The organism is Pseudomonas sp. SJZ103, from assembly GCF_007828335.1.
In the GTDB taxonomy this organism is placed as follows: domain Bacteria; phylum Pseudomonadota; class Gammaproteobacteria; order Pseudomonadales; family Pseudomonadaceae; genus Aquipseudomonas.
Genome location: NZ_VIUN01000007.1, coordinates 70618 through 87176, shown reverse-complemented (window position 1 = coordinate 87176; position 16559 = coordinate 70618). Strand labels below are relative to the sequence as shown.

Sequence of the window (16559 nt, the reverse complement as noted above, 5' to 3'; positions counted from 1 at the left end):
ACGTCAGTTCGGAATACTCAGGCCACGGATAACCGCCGGCCGGGCGACGAAGCCGTCCAGCGCGCGCAGCACGTTAGGGAAGTCGGCAATGCCGACCAGATCGCCCGATTCATAGAACCCGATCAGGTTGCGAATCCAGGGGAAGGTGGCGATGTCGGCGATGCTGTAGTCATCACCCATGATCCAGGTGCGGCCGAGCAGGCGCTTTTCCAGCACCTCCAGCAAGCGCCGGGATTCGGCGGCATAACGGTCGCGGGGGCGTTTGTCTTCGTAGGCCTTGCCGGCAAATTTATTGAAGAACCCCAGCTGGCCGAACATGGGGCCGATGCCGCCCATCTGGAACATCAGCCATTGAATCGTTTCATAACGTGTCGCCGGATCTTCGGAGAGCAACTGGCTGGTTTTTTCTGCCAGGTAGATCAGGATCGCGCCGGACTCGAACAGTGCCAGCGGCTGGCCGGCCGGGCCGTCGGGGTCGATGATCGCGGGGATTTTGTTGTTGGGATTCAGGGACAGGAACTCGGGGGAAAACTGGTCCTGGGTCTCGAAACTGACCTTGTGCGCCTCATAAGGCAGGCCCAGTTCTTCGAGCATGATCGAGACTTTTACCCCGTTGGGCGTGGGCAGCGAGTACAGTTGCAGGCGCTCCGGATGCAGGGCGGGCCATTTACTGTTGATCGGGAAGGCGGCGATTGAGTTCATCGAGATGATCCCTGAGGCAGAAAGTGCCCATGATAGTCATCTGAGCGGTGTCCTGCATGGGTCATCAATACGCAACATCAGCCGGCTATTATCCCGCGTGGGCGAACCAATACGCCCGAGCGCACTCTTAAGTGCGCCCAAACGGTGAATGGAGGCGCCTCGCTATATCGACACGGAACACCGCAGGACGCCCTCAGGCGTCACTGGGGCCAGGCTTGTCCGCCTTAACGTGACGCACGAAGACTCGAACCTATAATGAAAATCAAGCCTCCGCGCCTTGTGCAACGACTCAAACAGTATTCTTACATCATGTTGCCACTTTTGCTGGTGAGCGGCGCCATGGTCGCCGCCCTCGACGCCCGCGAAAGCCGCGCCCAACCGGTGGACGGCGTACAAACCCTGGTGTTCCTGCGCCACGCCGAAAAACCTGCCGGCGGCCTGGGCCAACTCAATTGCCAGGGTTTGAACCGAGCAATGAACCTGGCCACCTTGCTGCCGGAAAAATTCGGCAAGGCCAACTTCGTGTTTGCCGCCAACCCGACCCGCAATGTCGAGGAAGGTGAGCTGGACAATTCCTACAGCTATATTCGCCCGTTGATGACCATCAGCCCCAGCGCCATCAAGTTGGGCCTGCCGGTGAACATCAAATTCTCGGCCAACGACACCGGCGACCTGGCCGACGAGCTGGTGGAAGACAAATACCACAATGCCACCATCTACACCGCGTGGTCCCACGGCTACCTGCCGGAACTGATCAACAAGGTGGCAAGTGAGGCCTCCGGCGAAAAACACACGATTACCGACGACTGGTCCGGCAGCGACTACGACACGCTGTATGTACTGACGCTGACCTGGCACAACGGCAAAGCCTCGCTGCTCAGCCGCAACTACAAGCAGGGCTTGAACGACGGTGACGAAACCTGCCCGCAGCCAACACAGGTGAGTGCCGATAGCTGAGAGCGTATGATGCACCGCTATTGACTCATCTGCGGACCCTCCCCCATGCCCAACCTCGCCTCCACCCAGCCCGTCCGGGGCTGGTCGTTCTGGTGGAAACCTGCCCTCTTCCTATTGGTGGCCTGCGTCGGCCTCTACTACGTGAAGTGGTCGCCCTACTACTTCAAGGCGTTTGTTGCCGCTGACAACCACAGCATCGGCGCCTCGATCCTCAACGATCAGCAAAGCTCGCCCGTGGCAGCGGCGCTGGCCTATGCCCAGGTGTATTTCCTGGCGATCTGGAAAGCCGCCGTACTGGCGGTGATTCTCGGCTCGTTGCTGCAAGTGCTGATCCCCCGAGACTGGTTGCTGCGCCTGTTTGGCCGTGCCGGGCTGGGCTCGACCCTGCGCGGCGGGCTGTTCGCCTTGCCGGGGATGATGTGCAGTTGCTGCGCGGCCCCCGTCGCGGCGGGCATGCGCCGCCAGCAAGTGTCAGTGGGTGCGGCACTGGCCTTCTGGATTGCCAACCCGGTGCTGAACCCGGCGACGCTGGTGTTCATGGGCTTTGTACTGGGCTGGGGCTTTACCGCCTTGCGGCTGGTGGCGGGCATTGTGCTGGTGGTGGGTGTGTCGCTGGTGGCGCAGCGCATCGCGCGGCCGGATCAGGTGCCGGAAGTCGCACTGGACGCCGTGGCCGAGGCCAGCCAGGTCGAAGCGCAACCGTTCTTCAGTCGGTGGCTGCGTACCCTGTGGCAGCTGTTCTGGAGCACAATACCGATCTATATCCTGGCGGTGCTGGTACTCGGCGCCGCGCGGGTCTGGCTGTTCCCCCATGTGGACGGCGCCATGACCAATAGCCTGGTATGGCTGGTGCCCCTGGCGATTGTCGGCACGCTGTTCGTAATTCCTACAGCGGCAGAGATCCCCATCGTACAAACCATGATGACCCTGGGCATGGGCACAGGTCCCGCCGTGGCCCTGCTGATGACCCTGCCCAGCGTGAGCCTGCCGTCGCTGTTGATGCTGCGCAAGGATTTCGATGCGCGGGTCCTGGTGACGGTGGCCGGGCTGACCATGCTGGTAGGCGTGGTGTGCGGGTTGATCGGCGCGTTTATCCTCTAAAGGCGCGCTCGCGCAGATAGGCCGTGACGGCGCCCTGCTCTCCCGCAAACTCGATCCGTGCGCCTTTGCTTTCACGCTGGAAGGCGTACATCGGGTCGTAATACTCGCGCAACAGCCCTTCAATCCAAGCGCGATGCAGGTCCACGGCGCCGCTGCGCAACTGTTCCGCCAGGGCATCCTGCATGATCGCCTGCAACCGCTGGAAGCGCTCGCCGCCCAGGCGCTTGTGGATATTGGCCAGGCTCTGGGTCAGGCGTTCGGCAAACAACGCCTGGCCCTGCTCACCAAATACCGCGATGAACTCCGCGCACAGGTCAACGACGTAGTCGCGCAGGATGCGCTCGACGCGGCCTTCGACGCTGTCTTCCAGCCACACCATCGGAAAGGTCTGCATGCCCTTGTGCAACGGCAACGGCAGCGCGCAGCTGCCGATCATGCGGCTTTCATCCTCGACCACAAACTGCTCGATACCGCCCGCGCGTTTTTTCAGCAGGTCCACCGCCAGGCGGTTTTCGAAGTCGATGTTGGAAGGTTGCACGGTGGCGCGCTTGCCGAAGCTGGAACCGCGATGGTTGGCATGGCCTTCCAGGTCCAGGGCGTTGCGCAACTGGCCCAGCACTTCGGTCTTGCCGGTGCCGGTCATGCCACCCAGCAGCACGAAATCACATTGGGCTGCCGCCTGGTCAAGGGTCTCCAGCAGGAAGGTCCGCATGGCCTTGTAGCCACCGCCGACCCGTGGGTACTCGATACCGGCTTCGGTCTTCAACCATTGCTGCACGATCTGCGAACGCAGCCCGCCACGGAAGCAGTACAAGAAACCATCGGGATTGGCCTGGGCAAACCGCGCCCATTGTTCGATACGTTCAGCCTTGATCGCCCCCGACACCAGCTCATGCCCCAGCACAATGGCGGCTTGCTGGCCCTGCTGCTTGTAGCAGGTGCCGACGCGTTGACGCTCGTCATCGGTCATCAACGGCAGGTTGATCACGCCTGGGAACGCGCCCTTGGCGAATTCGACCGGTGCACGGGTGTCCATCATCGGCCGGTCGTTGAGGAAAATGTCGCGGTAATCGGTGATGTCAGTTGCCATCAAAACACCTCTACCGCGTGGGTCTGTCGCTCAACCAGTTCGCCGATGGGCTCAAGGTCCAGGCCCAGCTCGGCGGCGACCGCGTGGAATTCTGCGTCGCCTTCCGGGGTCACGGCGATCAGCAGGCCACCGCTGGTCTGCGGGTCGCACAGCACGCGTTTGTGCAATTCCTGCAGGCGCCCGAGTTTGCTCGAGTAGCTGTCGAAGTTGCGCAACGTACCGCCCGGCATGCAGCCCTGGTCCAGGTAGTCCTCGATTCCGGGCAGACGTGGCACTTTGTCATATTCGATGCGTGCGGTCACAGCGCTGCCGTCCGCCATCTCCACCAGGTGGCCCAACAGGCCGAAACCGGTGACATCCGTCATTGCCGTCACACCGGCCAACTTGCCGAAACGGCTGCCGGGTTTGTTGAGGGTGCACATCCAGTCACGGGCCAGGCCGATATCCGCCTCACGCAACTTGCCCTTCTTTTCGGCGGTGGTGAGGATGCCGATTCCCAACGGTTTGGTCAGGTACAGGCGGCAACCCACGGTGGCGGTGTCGTTGCGCTTCATATGGCGTTTTTGCACGATGCCGGTGACGGCCAGGCCGAAAATCGGCTCGGGAGCGTCAATGGAGTGCCCGCCCGCCAGGGGAATACCAGCTTCGTCGCACACCGAGCGGCCGCCACGGATCACTTCACGGGCGATCTCCGGCGCCAGCACGTTCACCGGCCAGCCAAGAATGGCGATGGCCATCAACGGGTCGCCGCCCATGGCGTAGATGTCACTGATGGCGTTGGTGGCGGCGATGCGGCCGAAGTCGAAGGGGTCATCGACAATCGGCATGAAAAAGTCAGTGGTGGAGACTACGCCGCGCTCGTCGTCGATGGCATACACCGCCGCGTCATCGCGAGAGGCGTTGCCCACCCACAGGTTGGGGTCGAGGTTCTGCGCGCCGCTGCCAGCCAGGATCACTTCCAGCACCTGGGGCGAAATCTTGCAGCCACAACCCGCGCCATGGCTGTACTGGGTAAGGCGAATCGGCTCGTTCATGGTGGACCTCAAGCTATCAAGTGGGCGGATTCTAACAGACAGCAAAAGGCCGGCTGGGCTCTTGTGAGCACAGCCGGCCTTTTGGGTTGCAGCGTTACTGCCGGGCAGCGAGCAGACGCTTGTGGCGATTGCGCCGGGCGATGTTCAGGCACTCAATGGCCGCCGAGAACGCCATGGCCGCGTACACGTAGCCTTTAGGCACATGGGCACCGAAACCTTCGGCGATCAGCGTCATGCCGATCATGATCAGGAAGCCCAGGGCCAGCATCACCACGGTCGGGTTGTCGTTGATGAACTTGGCCAACGGCTCAGCCGCCACCAGCATCACGATCACCGAGGTCACCACGGCGATGATCATGATCGGCAAGTGCTCGGTCATGCCCACGGCGGTAATGATGCTGTCGATGGAGAACACCAGGTCAAGCAACAGGATCTGCCCGATGGCAGCAGCAAAGCCAATGGCCACAACATTGCCGGTGCTGGTCTTCTCTTCAGGCTCCGGGTCCATGCTGTGATGGATTTCGGTGGTGGCCTTCCAGACCAGGAACAGGCCACCGGCGATCAGGATCATGTCCTTCCACGAGAACGCCTGGCCGAGCACTTCGAACACCGGCGTAGTCAATTGCACGATAAACGCAATGGTGCTCAACAGGCCCAGGCGCAACACCAACGCCATGCTGATACCGATGCGTCGCGCCTTGGCCCGATGCTTCTCGGGCAATTTGTTGGTGAGGATCGAGATAAAGATCAGGTTATCGATGCCCAGCACGATTTCCATCACGATCAAGGTGGCCAGGGCGATCCAGGCGGTGGGGCTGGCGGCCAGTTGTAAAAGATAATCCATAGGTCAGTCCTGACGTTGTGCGGGGAGATTAGGTTTCTTTGGTGTTCGATTCAGACTCGTTTTGTTCCTGATCATCCTTTTTTTGTGGATTGATCAGGCCGTTTGTCGCTTCGCTCAATGCCTGCTCGGCAGCTTTCTGGGTGTCATCGATGGCTTGCTTGGCCGACTCGGTGGCCTTGCCCATGACTTGTTGCGCGCTTTTTTCGACCTGATCGCAACCACTGATCATCACCAATGAAAGCGCAAGTAACGATGCCGCGCCCAGGGAATTGAGTTTCATCATGTATTCCTCGTTAGAACCATTGGGTCCAAATAGTGGCCCCGCGATAGCGAGGCATTCTATGCAGGCGAACAGTTCAGGAAAATTCGTATTTTTCTCGCGTATACTTCGATTTTTACGAAGTGACGATCATCATGCTCAATTACCGACAGTTGCATTACTTCTGGGTAGTGGCCAAGACCGGCAGCATCGTGCGCGCCTGCGAGCAACTGAACCTCACGCCCCAGACCATCAGCGGGCAGATCAGCCTGCTGGAGCAAACCTACGGGATTGCGTTGTTTCAACGGGTAGGCCGCCAGCTTGAACTCACCGAAGCCGGGCGCCAGGCCCTGCCCTATGCCGAACAGATGTTCCAGACCGGCAATGAACTGGAGGCGATGCTGCGCGCGCAGCCCAATGAGCAACAGATCCTGTTTCGGGTCGGAGTGGCGGATGTGGTGCCCAAGTCCATCGTGTACCGGCTGATCGCGCCAACCATGGAACTGAGCGAGCCCCTGCGCATTACCTGTCGTGAAGACAAATTGGAGCGTTTATTGGCCGACCTCGCGATCCAGCGCCTGGACCTGGTGATCTCCGACAGCCCCATGCCCTCGCACCTGGATATCAAGGGCTACAGCCAGAAACTGGGGGAATGTGGCATCAGTTTTTTTGCCACCCAGGCATTGGCTGACAGGTACGCCGGAGATTTCCCAAAGTGCCTGCACGGCGCGCCCTTGTTGATCCCCGGCGCGGAAACCGTGGTGCGCAGCCGCCTGCAGCGTTGGTTTGCCGAGCAGCAGATCCAGCCCAGGATCATCGGCGAGTTCGATGACAGCGCCTTGATGCAGGCCTTCGGCCAATCCGGCAGCGGGATCTTCATCGCGCCCAGCGTGATCGCCGATGAGGTGGTGCGCCAGTACGGCGTGGCGTTGATTGGCCAGACCGATGCCGTCACCGAGTCGTTCTACGCGATCTCGGTGGAGCGCAAGGTCAAGCACCCCGGCATCGTGGCAATTACCGAAGGTGCACGGCGAGAGTTGTTTACCGCCCTGCCCTGAGCGTTCAGGCGTTGGACGCGACCGCTTGCCTGGCGGTCATCAGCCACAGCGCCAGCAGGATCGACACCAGGATAAACCCGGAAGCGGCAAAACCCAGGCTGCCCAGGCCGAGGGTGTCGATCACATGACCGCCGACCATCGCCCCCAGGCCGATCCCCAGGTTGGCCCCGGCGATATTCAACGACGCCGCGAATGCCGGCGCATGGGGTGCGGCCTTCATCAACCGCACATGGCTGACCAGGAACATCGCCGCCTGGGTCACGCCCCACACCGCCATCGCCGCCGCCAGGCCGACCGTGGAGTGAATCGCCGGCACCAGCGCGACCATGCCGGCGATCATGAAACCGCAGAACACCATGGAAGCGATCAGCGGGTGACGGTCCACCGCACGCCCGCCCAGGGAGTTGCCGATCAGCCCGACCGCGCCGAAGCCCATCAGGCACCAACCCACCAGCGTGCCGTCGAAACCGGCCAGGCGCTCAAGGATGTCCGCCAGGTAGGTATAAGCCGTAAACATGCCGCTGAACACCAGGATCGACAGCAGGATATGGCCCTGCATCAGCGGGTTGCGCAGGATCTTGAACTGCGAGCGCAACGACACCTGGTCGTTCTTCGGCTGGGTCACGGGCAAGTAGATAAACAGCAGCAAGGCCTTGGCCAACGCGACCACGGCGAGGATGGCAAACGCGGAGCGCCAGCCGGACATATCGGAAATCAGCGTTCCCACCGGAATCCCGAACACCGTGGCGCAGACGATGCCGAAGCCGATCTTCTCGATGGCGCGCCCGGCGTATTCGGGGCCGACGATATCCACCGCCGTTTCACTGGCCAGAGCCCAAAACACCGGCAGGCCCAGGGCCGGGATCAAGCGCGCCAACGCCATCACCCAAATGTTCGGCGCCAATGCGGCCACGGTATTGGCCACGCCGAACAGGATCAGGATGCTGATAAACAGACGCTTGCGTGGGAAACGGGCGCAGTACGCGGTCAGAAACGGGCCAAAGGCCGCGACGGTAAACGCGAACAAGGTGACCAGCAGGCCAGCCTGGGACACGCTGACGTTGAGGTCCCGGGCAATGGAAGGCAACAGGCCGACGATAACGAACTCTGTGGTCAGCACGGTAAAGCCGGCGGCCGACAGCAGCAGGATGGGAAACAGCATGAAAACTCCAGAAACGACGACATCAACGGCAGCCCGAAGGGCCCGCTGACAGAAAGGAAAGGTGAGAGAGGCGAATCTTAACAGAGTATGTCCGGCTTTTGCGAAGCCCCGGCGACCCAATGCCGCAGCGGCCGGGACAGGTCCAGCAGCATGCTAGACTTCGCGACCTGCTTCCTACAGCCCTTTCCGCCTGCATTGCTGCGCCCTTTAAAAAAACTAGAGACAACCTTCATATGACTGCTGCCCCTTCTCTTTTCCAACGCCTGGCCCGCCTCAGCCTGGTCACGCAAATCGTCATCGGCTTGATCGCCGGCATCCTGCTGGCCCTGCTATTGCCCGAGGCGGCCAAGGCCTCCGGGTTTATCGGCAAGGTATTTGTTACCGCGCTCAAGGCCGTGGCGCCGATCCTGGTATTTGTGCTGGTGATGGCGTCGATCGCCAACCATAAACACGGCCAGGAAACCCATATCAAGCCGATTCTGTTCCTGTACCTGCTGGGCACTTTTGCCGCCGCCGTGGTGGCGGTGATTGCCAGCATGTGGTTTCCCTCATCGCTGGTGCTCGCCTCCCATGACGCCACCGTGAGCGCCCCCGGCGGCATCGGCGAGGTCTTGCAAAGCCTGCTGTTGAGCGTGGTGGACAACCCCGTCAGCGCGCTGATGAACGCCAACTTCATCGGCATCCTGGCCTGGGCCATCGGCATGGGCATTGCCATACGTCATGCCGGAGCAACCACCCGCACGGTGCTCGACGACCTGTCCAACGGTGTAACCCTGATCGTGCGCGTGGTGATCCGCTTCGCCCCGCTGGGTATCTTCGGCCTGGTGGCTTCGACACTCGCCACCTCGGGCTTCGGCGCCCTGCTCGGCTACGCCCACCTGCTGGTGGTGCTGATCGGCTGCATGCTGTTCGTAGCACTGGTGGTCAACCCGGCCATCGTGTTCTGGAAACTGCGTCGCAACCCCTACCCGCTGGTGTTGATGTGCCTGCGCGAAAGCGGCATCACCGCGTTTTTCACCCGCAGTTCGGCGGCGAATATCCCGGTGAACCTGGCCTTGAGCAAACGCCTGGGCCTGCATGAAGACACCTACTCGGTGTCGATTCCGCTGGGGGCCACGATCAATATGGCCGGTGCCGCGATCACCATCACCGTGTTGACCCTGGCGGCCGTGCACACCCTCGGCATTGCCGTGGACCTGCCAACCGCCGTGCTGCTCAGCGTGGTCGCGGCCATCTGCGCCTGTGGCGCGTCGGGTGTGGCCGGCGGCTCACTGCTGCTGATTCCGCTGGCGTGCAGCCTGTTCGGCATTCCCAGCGAGATCGCCATGCAGGTGGTGGCCGTAGGCTTCATCATCGGCGTGCTGCAGGATTCGGCGGAAACCGCGCTCAATTCGTCCACCGATGTGCTATTTACGGCGGCCGCGTGCCTGGGCAAGGAAGAACAGACGGCTTAAACGCCAGGCGTAAAAAAGCCCGGGGCGGTTCATTCCTGAACCACCCCGGGCTTTTTTTGGCTGCTTAGAAAGCGCCCATGTAGTCACGCTTGCCCACTTCCACGCCGTTGTGACGCAGCAAGGCGTACGCGGTGGTGACGTGGAAGAAGAACTGCGGCAGGCCGTAGGTCAGCAGGTAGGACTGGCCGCTGAAGCGCTTCTCTTTCGGCGTGCCTGGGCGGGTGATGATCTCGATGCCTTCCTTGCCGTCGACTTGCTCGGGCTTGATGGTGTCGACAAACGCCAGCACCTTGGCGATCAGCGCTTGCAGGTCGGCGAAGGTGACTTCGGTATCTTCGTATTTCGGTACTTCGATCTCAGCCAGGCGTGCGGAAACGCCCTTGGCGAAGTCGACGGCGATCTGCACCTGGCGCACCAGTTGGAACATGTCCGGGAACAGCCGCGCTTGCAGCAAGGCGTTGGGTTCGATGTTTTTGGCGGTGGCGTGGGCTTCGGCTTTGTTCAGCACATCGCTCAGGGCGGTGAGCATTTGCTTGAAGACGGGGATGGAGGCGGCGTACAGGGAAATAGTCATGGCAGTCTCATGGGTAATGGCAGGGTTGGAACCAGCGGCGATTATAGACACGCCAGGCGCTTGTCTTTTATTTTTTCCGGCTTACGCTAGTGCGTTCACAGCATAGGGAAAGCGCGATGACCGCCGAGCACGACACCGACACCCCTGAGCCGCGCCTGAACAGCACGGAAATTCGCGTCCTGGGTTGCCTGATCGAAAAACAGGCGACCAACCCGGAAACCTACCCCCTGACCCTCAACGCCCTGGTGCTGGCCTGCAACCAGAAGACCAGCCGTGAACCGGTGATGAACCTGAGCCAGGGCCAGGTTGGCCAGAGTCTGCGTGCACTGGAAGGCCAAGGCTTCACGCGCCTGGTAATGGGCAGCCGCGCCGACCGCTGGGAGCATCGCGTGGACAAGGCACTGGAACTGGTGCCGGCCCAGGTGATCCTGACCGGGCTGCTGTTCTTGCGTGGGCCACAGACGGTCAACGAGCTGCTGACCCGCAGCGGGCGCATGCATGACTTCGAAGATGCCGAACAGGTGGTGCACCAGTTGGAGCGCCTGATTGCCCGCGGGCTGGCGCTGCTGGTGCCGCGCCAGGCGGGGCAGCGGGAAGATCGCTATACCCATGCGCTGGGCGATCCGGCGGACATCGAGGTGATTATCGCCGCGCGGGGAAGCCCGGTGGAACGCTCTGCCGGCGCAGTCTCGCTGGATCGTATCGAAGAGCTTGAAGCGCGAATTGCAGCTCTGGAAGAACGATTGGCGCAGCTGGAACAGGCCTGACGCGGTCAAACATGTGGGAGGGGGCTTGCTCCCGATAGCGCTGGGACAGTCAACACTTTCATTGCCTGATACACCGCTATCGGGAGCAAGCCCCCTCCCACATTTAGAGCTGCAGTGGCCTTCAGTTGCGGGCGAAGGCTACTGCCTTCTGGAACTGTTCATCCGTAGGCCGCACACCGGTATAAAGCACAAATTGCTCCAACGCCTGGATCGCAATCACCTCCAGCCCGGTGATCACCCGCTTACCTTTGGCCCGACCGCGCACGATCAATGGCGTTTCGGCGGGGATCGCTACCACATCGAAGACAGTGTCCGCTGCATCCACGGCATCCGCCTCAAACGCCAGGGCATCCGCCTCGGCCCCGCCGGTCATGCCGATGGGCGTCACGTTGATCAGCATCTGTGGGCGCAAATCGCCCAGTTCCGCCTGCCATGCGTACCCAAGATTCTGCGCCAACGCCCGGCCGGCCAGTTCGTTGCGCGCCACGATCACGCCATTTCCATAACCACCGTCGCGCAAGGCGCTGGCCACGGCCTTGGCCATGCCGCCGCTGCCACGCAGGGCAAAGGTCGAGTCCTGCGGAACGGCGTGCTTTTTCAGCAGTTGTTCAATGGCGATGTAGTCGGTGTTGTAGGCCTTGAGGTGCCCGTCAGTGTTCACGATGGTGTTCAGGGAGTCGATGGCTTGAACCGAATCGTCGAGCTCGTCCACTAAGGCAATGGCAGCCTCCTTGAAGGGCATGGACACCCCGCAACCACGCACGCCCAATGCGCGGATACCACCTATCGCGCCGGGTAAATCCTGGCTGCTGAAGGCTTTATAGTAGAAGTTCAGCCCTAACTGTTCGTACAGATGGTTATGAAAACGCAGGCCAAAATTCCCGGGACGCGCCGACAGTGACATGCACAGTTGGGTGTCCTTGTTGGGGTGCATCTGCATGGATAACTCCTTTGAGTAAGCAAATCGGTACAGACCTTACACAACCTTTACCTTGCGGCCGTGCTGTTTTTCAGAAATACGTTGTCTTAAAAGTATCCCCGCGACATTACTTGAGTCTATTGATTGCAGACCACAAGCGCAGGGGCTAACCGAGGAATGACCATGATTCGTACAATCCCCAAGATCGCCTTGCTGGTAGGTGCACTCGCTATGGCAGGCCAAGCCTCCGCCCATGGTGGTGGATGGGGTGGCCCAGCCGTCTTGGGTGCCCTGGTCGGCGCCGCCGTAGTGGGCTCCGTGGTTGCCAGCCAACCCCGTGAGGTCTATGTGCAGCAGCCGGTCTACGTGCAACCGCAGCCGGTGTATGCCGCGCCGCCGCCGGTCTACTACGCACCACCGCCACCGGTGTACGTGCAACAGGAGGTTTATTACCGCCCGGCGCCGGTCTATTACGGTCCACCGCGCGGCTACTATGGCCCTCCCCACGGTTACTACCGCCGCGGCTGGTAAGTCTCAACCGTCACACATGAAACAGGCCTCGCCCACTCGCGAGGCCTTTTTTTGTGGGTAACGTCCGGATTTATCCTGCCAAGGTCGCTCTGAGGACAATGACCAGGCTGCAATCCCACACTATTAAGGTCGAAAGTCTACTTGCCCGAAACAGGCTCACGCTGTCATGTTTGTGTCACGACACACTCCCACTATCAATCCTGTCCACTCAATAACAACAAGGACGACTGACCATGCCCACACAAAACCCGCATCGCACCGCCGGCCTCTGTACGTCCAGCAAGGTCTACAGCGCCCTCACGGAGCTCAAGCACCTGGAAGGCCACCGCAGCGCCAAGTTCCTCGCGCTGCTGGCGGAAAACCTGGTGCGCAAAGGCCTGCTTAATGAGCAGGAAGTGGTGAGCATGCTCGATCAAGTGGTCGACTGACGCCTTTTGTTAATGTCGACTATCGAGCCAGATGATTTTTCCTGAACGCCAGCGCCCCGTAAGGTGACCTCCATAGCGATTGGAGGTTCTTATGCCCACTGTTCAAATCATGTCCGTCATTGGCAGCGCCGTCCCCGCCCCGCTTCGGGAGCTGGGCCTGCTCGCCTGCTGGTACCTGGTACGCGACGGCGAAGCCATCAGCGGCCCGCTCACGTCGTTGTCCGCCGCCGAAAAACAACTGCAAAAGGCCTCGAATTTCAGGCTGCACGCCTGAGACTCAAGGCAACGGCAGCTTGACCCGCGGCTTGCTTTCGACAAACAACGCCCAACTGGACATGAACAACGCCGCCACCAGCGGCCCGATCACAAACCCGTTGAGGCCGAATACCGACAGGCCGCCCAGGGTCGAGATCAGGATCAGGTAGTCGGGCATCTTGGTGTCCTTGCCCACCAGGATCGGGCGCAGCACGTTGTCCACCAGGCCGATCACAAACACGCCGAACAGGGCCAACACCACGCCCTGCCAGATCGAACCGCTCAACAGGAAGTAGGCGGCCACCGGCCCCCACACAATGCCCGCTCCCACGGCCGGCAGCAGTGACAGAAACGCCATCAACACCGCCCAGAGCAACGCACTGGGAATGTCCAGGAACCAGAAAATCAAACCACCCAACGCCCCCTGGGTCACGGCCACCAGCACGTTGCCCTTGACCGTCGCCCGTACCACCCGATTGAACTTGAGCTGCAACCGGCGCTTCTGCGGCTCGGCCAACGGCACCGCCGTGCGTACCTTGCGCACCAGTTCCGGGCCGTCGCGCAGCAGGAAGAACAGCAGGTACAACATGATGAAAAAACTCACCAGGAAATCAAACGTACCCTGGCCGAAGCTGAACGCCTGGGTCGCAAAGAACTGACTGCCCTGCATCGCGCTCTTGACGATCTTCTCGCGCAGCCCTTCCAGGTTGCCCATGCCGAAACGGTCCAGCAGGTGCTGGAAATAGGGCGGCAGGAAGTTCTTGAACTGCTCGATATAGCCGGCCACATCCAGCTTGCCGCTCTCGACGTTTTTGTAGAGCGTGGCGCCCTCTTGCACCAGCAACGCGCTGGTAATGATCACCGGCAGAATCGCGATCACCAGGCACACCATCAAGGTGGTCAGGGACGTCAGGTTGCGGTTCCAGCCGAAGCGCTGCTGCAGGCGGCGCTGCATCGGCGCAAAGATGATGCCGAGGATCACCGCCCAGAACACCGCACCGTAGAACGGCAGCAATATCCAGATAAAGGCGACGGTCACCAGGGCCAGCAGTAACAGCAGGGTCTTGAATTGCAGGTTGGTTTGATTCATGTCCGATCCATGTCAAAAAAGCAGGCCGCGCGTTTGCGTCCAGCTGCTTAGTCCACCACAAATCCCGGGAGTGCCATCTTTGTTGCGGTAAGCGTAGACCCAGATCAATAAAGCCCGGCACACGTTGGGCTACGCTCGCGGCCTTTTGCGACCCGATCCCCATGCCTCTCGTCCTTGCCCCCGAACTGCTCGCCCCCGCCGGCACCTTGAAAAACATGCGCTACGCCTTCGCCTACGGCGCCGACGCGGTCTACGCCGGCCAGCCGCGCTACAGCCTGCGGGTGCGCAACAACGAGTTCGACCACGCCAACCTGGCGCTCGGCATCCAGGAAGCCCACGCGTTGGGCAAGCGGTTCTACGTGGTGGTGAACATCGCGCCACACAATGCCAAGCTCAAGACGTTCCTCAAGGACCTCGCCCCGGTGATCGCCATGGGCCCGGATGCGCTGATCATGTCCGACCCGGGGCTGATCATGCTGGTGCGCCGGCACTTCCCGATGATGCCGATTCATCTCTCAGTGCAGGCCAATACGGTGAACTGGGCCAGCGTGGAGTTCTGGCAGCAGCAAGGGATTTGCCGGGTGATCCTGTCGCGGGAACTGTCCCTGGAAGAAATCGGCGAGATTCGCCAGCAGGTGCCGGCCATGGAGCTGGAAGTGTTTGTGCACGGTGCCTTGTGCATGGCCTATTCCGGGCGCTGCCTGCTCTCGGGCTACATGAACAAGCGTGACGCCAACCAGGGCACCTGTACCAATGCCTGTCGCTGGAAATACCAGGCCACCCCGGCGGTGGAAAACGCCACGGGCGATATAGTCCAGGTGTATCAACCGGAACCCACACTGGGGATCGGCGCGCCCACAGACCAGGTGTTCCTGCTGCAGGAAGCCAATCGCCCCGATGAGCACATGCCTGCCTTCGAGGACGAGCACGGTACCTACATCATGAATGCCAAGGACCTGCGTGCCGTGCAGCATGTGGAGCGCCTGACCCACATGGGCGTGCATTCGCTGAAGATCGAAGGCCGCACCAAATCGCATTTCTACTGCGCGCGCACGACCCAGGTGTATCGCCAGGCAATCGATGATGCCGTGGCCGGCCGTGCGTTTGACCGCAACTTGATGACCAACCTGGAATCCTTGGCCCAGCGCGGCTACACCGAAGGTTTCCTGCGCCGCCATGTGCACGACGAATACCAGAACTACCAGAACGGCAGCTCAGTGTCCGAGCGCCAGCAGTTTGTCGGCGAGTTGACCGGCGAGCGCCGTGGCGAGCTGGCCGAGGTCAAGGTGAAGAACCGCTTTGCGGTGGGTAATCACCTGGAACTGATGACCCCCGCCGGCAACTTCCACTTTGACCTGGCCAGCCTGCACAACACCAAGGGCGAAGCCATTGACGTGGCGCCGGGGGATGGGCACACGGTGTATGTGCCCCTGCCGGCCGAGATGGACCTGCGCTTTGGCCTGTTGATGCGCGACATCGTGTAGCGGTTCAGATCCTGAACTGACCGACCAATTGCCCCAACCGTTGGCCCAGGTCCGCCAAACTGCGCGAGGTCTGGGCGCCCAACTGGGTTTCATCGGCCACGCTGTCCACCGCCACGGCAATCTGATGCACGCTGCGGTTGATCTCTTCGGCCACGGCAGTCTGTTCTTCGGCGGCGCTGGCAATCTGCGCGTTCATCGAGTTGATGGTGCCGATCAACTGGGCCATGGTGTCCAGGGACGCCCCGGCTTCGTTGGCCTTGGCCGAGGTGCCATCGCCGGCATCGCTGGAGCGGCGCATGGCATCCATGGCCGCTTCGGTGCCTTTTTGCAGGCGGTCGATCATGCCCTGGATTTCCTGGGTGCTGGTTTGCGTGCGGCTGGCCAGGGCGCGCACCTCGTCGGCGACCACGGCAAAACCACGCCCGGCCTCCCCTGCCCGCGCGGCTTCGATCGCCGCGTTGAGCGCCAGCAGGTTGGTTTGTTCGGCAATCGAGCGGATCACGCCGAGCACGCTGACAATCGACGACACGTCCTGCTTCAGGCTGTCGAGGGAGACACCGCTGCTGCGGATGTCATTCACCAGCGCATGGATCTGCGCAATGCTGCCGTCCACCACGCGCTTGGCAGCCTGGCCTTCTGCGTCGGTCTGTTGCGCGGCCACCGAGGCGCCTTGGGCACTGCGCGCCACCTCTTGCGCTGCGGAGGACATCTGGTTGATGGCGGTGGCCACTTGGTCGGTCTCGTGACGCTGGCGTTCCATGGCCTGCTCCGAGCGCTGGGCCTGGTCGGACACCTGGCTCACCAGGCCGGTGAGTTGGGTGGTCATTTCGGTGATCTGGCGCACCAGGCC

The 16559-nt window shown here is 61.4% G+C and carries 19 protein-coding genes; 9 read left to right on the top strand and 10 right to left on the bottom strand.

Annotated features, from left to right (window positions below; translation table 11 throughout):
- Window positions 1-3 precede the first annotated feature (3 nt).
- Window positions 4-702 (bottom strand): glutathione S-transferase N-terminal domain-containing protein, encoded by a 699-nt coding sequence (locus FBY10_RS16835; protein ID WP_145337089.1) that lies wholly within the window; start codon window positions 700-702, stop codon window positions 4-6.
- Window positions 703-957: 255 nt separating this feature from the next.
- Here FBY10_RS16835 and FBY10_RS16830 point away from each other — a divergent pair, with 255 nt between their 5' ends.
- On the top strand, window positions 958-1659 hold the full coding sequence (locus FBY10_RS16830; protein ID WP_131700002.1) for a histidine phosphatase family protein: 702 nt from the start codon (window positions 958-960) through the stop codon (window positions 1657-1659).
- Between the two features lie 45 nt (window positions 1660-1704).
- A complete protein-coding gene (locus tag FBY10_RS16825; RefSeq protein WP_131700003.1) occupies window positions 1705-2760 on the top strand; it encodes a permease in 1056 nt (351 codons plus the stop codon).
- On the opposite strand, the gene mnmH is transcribed toward FBY10_RS16825, so the two are convergent.
- The 4 genes from mnmH to FBY10_RS16805 form a co-directional block, all read right to left on the bottom strand.
- A complete protein-coding gene (gene mnmH / locus FBY10_RS16820) occupies window positions 2750-3850 on the bottom strand; it encodes a tRNA 2-selenouridine(34) synthase MnmH (RefSeq protein WP_145337088.1) in 1101 nt (366 codons plus the stop codon). The genes FBY10_RS16825 and mnmH overlap by 11 nt on opposite strands.
- Window positions 3850-4884, bottom strand: a complete 1035-nt coding sequence (gene selD, locus FBY10_RS16815) for a selenide, water dikinase SelD (protein ID WP_131700005.1) — start codon at window positions 4882-4884, stop codon at window positions 3850-3852. The genes mnmH and selD overlap by 1 nt, the downstream gene beginning before the upstream one ends.
- A 94-nt stretch (window positions 4885-4978) precedes the next feature.
- Window positions 4979-5728, bottom strand: coding sequence for a TerC family protein (locus FBY10_RS16810; RefSeq protein ID WP_065926954.1), 750 nt, complete (start codon window positions 5726-5728; stop codon window positions 4979-4981).
- 28 nt (window positions 5729-5756) lie between these two features.
- The gene (locus FBY10_RS16805; protein WP_145337087.1) at window positions 5757-6008 is read right to left on the bottom strand and encodes a hypothetical protein; all 252 of its coding nucleotides are present in this window, start codon (window positions 6006-6008) and stop codon (window positions 5757-5759) included.
- 134 nt (window positions 6009-6142) lie between these two features.
- Between FBY10_RS16805 and nhaR the strand changes: the two genes are divergently transcribed.
- Window positions 6143-7045 carry a transcriptional activator NhaR gene (gene nhaR, locus FBY10_RS16800; protein ID WP_131700007.1) on the top strand — a complete coding sequence of 301 codons (903 nt, stop codon included), beginning with the start codon at window positions 6143-6145 and terminating at the stop codon, window positions 7043-7045.
- Window positions 7046-7049: 4 nt separating this feature from the next.
- On the opposite strand, the gene FBY10_RS16795 is transcribed toward nhaR, so the two are convergent.
- Window positions 7050-8207: an MFS transporter gene (locus tag FBY10_RS16795; protein ID WP_145337086.1), complete on the bottom strand. Its 1158-nt coding sequence runs from the start codon at window positions 8205-8207 to the stop codon at window positions 7050-7052.
- A gap of 233 nt (window positions 8208-8440) precedes the next feature.
- Between FBY10_RS16795 and sstT the strand changes: the two genes are divergently transcribed.
- On the top strand, window positions 8441-9661 hold the full coding sequence (gene sstT / locus FBY10_RS16790) for a serine/threonine transporter SstT (protein WP_145337085.1): 1221 nt from the start codon (window positions 8441-8443) through the stop codon (window positions 9659-9661).
- 64 nt (window positions 9662-9725) lie between these two features.
- Here the strand turns inward: sstT and FBY10_RS16785 are convergent, their stop codons facing one another.
- A complete protein-coding gene (locus FBY10_RS16785) occupies window positions 9726-10235 on the bottom strand; it encodes a DUF1993 family protein (protein WP_071483466.1) in 510 nt (169 codons plus the stop codon).
- A 116-nt stretch (window positions 10236-10351) separates the two neighbouring features.
- On the opposite strand from FBY10_RS16785, the gene FBY10_RS16780 reads away from it, so the two are divergent.
- Window positions 10352-11002: a YceH family protein gene (locus FBY10_RS16780; protein WP_065926946.1), complete on the top strand. Its 651-nt coding sequence runs from the start codon at window positions 10352-10354 to the stop codon at window positions 11000-11002.
- Window positions 11003-11123: 121 nt separating this feature from the next.
- On the opposite strand, the gene FBY10_RS16775 is transcribed toward FBY10_RS16780, so the two are convergent.
- On the bottom strand, window positions 11124-11942 hold the full coding sequence (locus FBY10_RS16775) for a shikimate 5-dehydrogenase (protein ID WP_145337084.1): 819 nt from the start codon (window positions 11940-11942) through the stop codon (window positions 11124-11126).
- A 156-nt stretch (window positions 11943-12098) separates the two neighbouring features.
- Here FBY10_RS16775 and FBY10_RS16770 point away from each other — a divergent pair, with 156 nt between their 5' ends.
- The 3 genes from FBY10_RS16770 to FBY10_RS16760 all read left to right on the top strand — a co-directional run bounded on the left by FBY10_RS16770 (window position 12099) and on the right by FBY10_RS16760 (window position 13154).
- Window positions 12099-12452 (top strand): hypothetical protein, encoded by a 354-nt coding sequence (locus FBY10_RS16770; RefSeq protein WP_027603153.1) that lies wholly within the window; start codon window positions 12099-12101, stop codon window positions 12450-12452.
- 233 nt (window positions 12453-12685) lie between these two features.
- Entirely contained in the window at window positions 12686-12880 is a 195-nt protein-coding gene (locus FBY10_RS16765) for a hypothetical protein (protein WP_003173044.1), read from the top strand.
- A gap of 91 nt (window positions 12881-12971) precedes the next feature.
- The gene (locus FBY10_RS16760; protein WP_145337083.1) at window positions 12972-13154 is read left to right on the top strand and encodes a hypothetical protein; all 183 of its coding nucleotides are present in this window, start codon (window positions 12972-12974) and stop codon (window positions 13152-13154) included.
- Between the two features lie 3 nt (window positions 13155-13157).
- On the opposite strand, the gene FBY10_RS16755 is transcribed toward FBY10_RS16760, so the two are convergent.
- Window positions 13158-14225, bottom strand: coding sequence for an AI-2E family transporter (locus FBY10_RS16755; protein ID WP_131700011.1), 1068 nt, complete (start codon window positions 14223-14225; stop codon window positions 13158-13160).
- Between the two features lie 161 nt (window positions 14226-14386).
- Here FBY10_RS16755 and yegQ point away from each other — a divergent pair, with 161 nt between their 5' ends.
- Window positions 14387-15709, top strand: coding sequence for a tRNA 5-hydroxyuridine modification protein YegQ (gene yegQ / locus FBY10_RS16750; RefSeq protein ID WP_131700012.1), 1323 nt, complete (start codon window positions 14387-14389; stop codon window positions 15707-15709).
- 4 nt (window positions 15710-15713) lie between these two features.
- Here yegQ and FBY10_RS32190 read toward each other — a convergent pair whose 3' ends face one another.
- Complete coding sequence (locus tag FBY10_RS32190; RefSeq protein WP_371920979.1) at window positions 15714-16469, bottom strand: methyl-accepting chemotaxis protein; 756 nt, start codon at window positions 16467-16469, stop codon at window positions 15714-15716.
- Window positions 16470-16559: the final 90 nt, after the last annotated feature.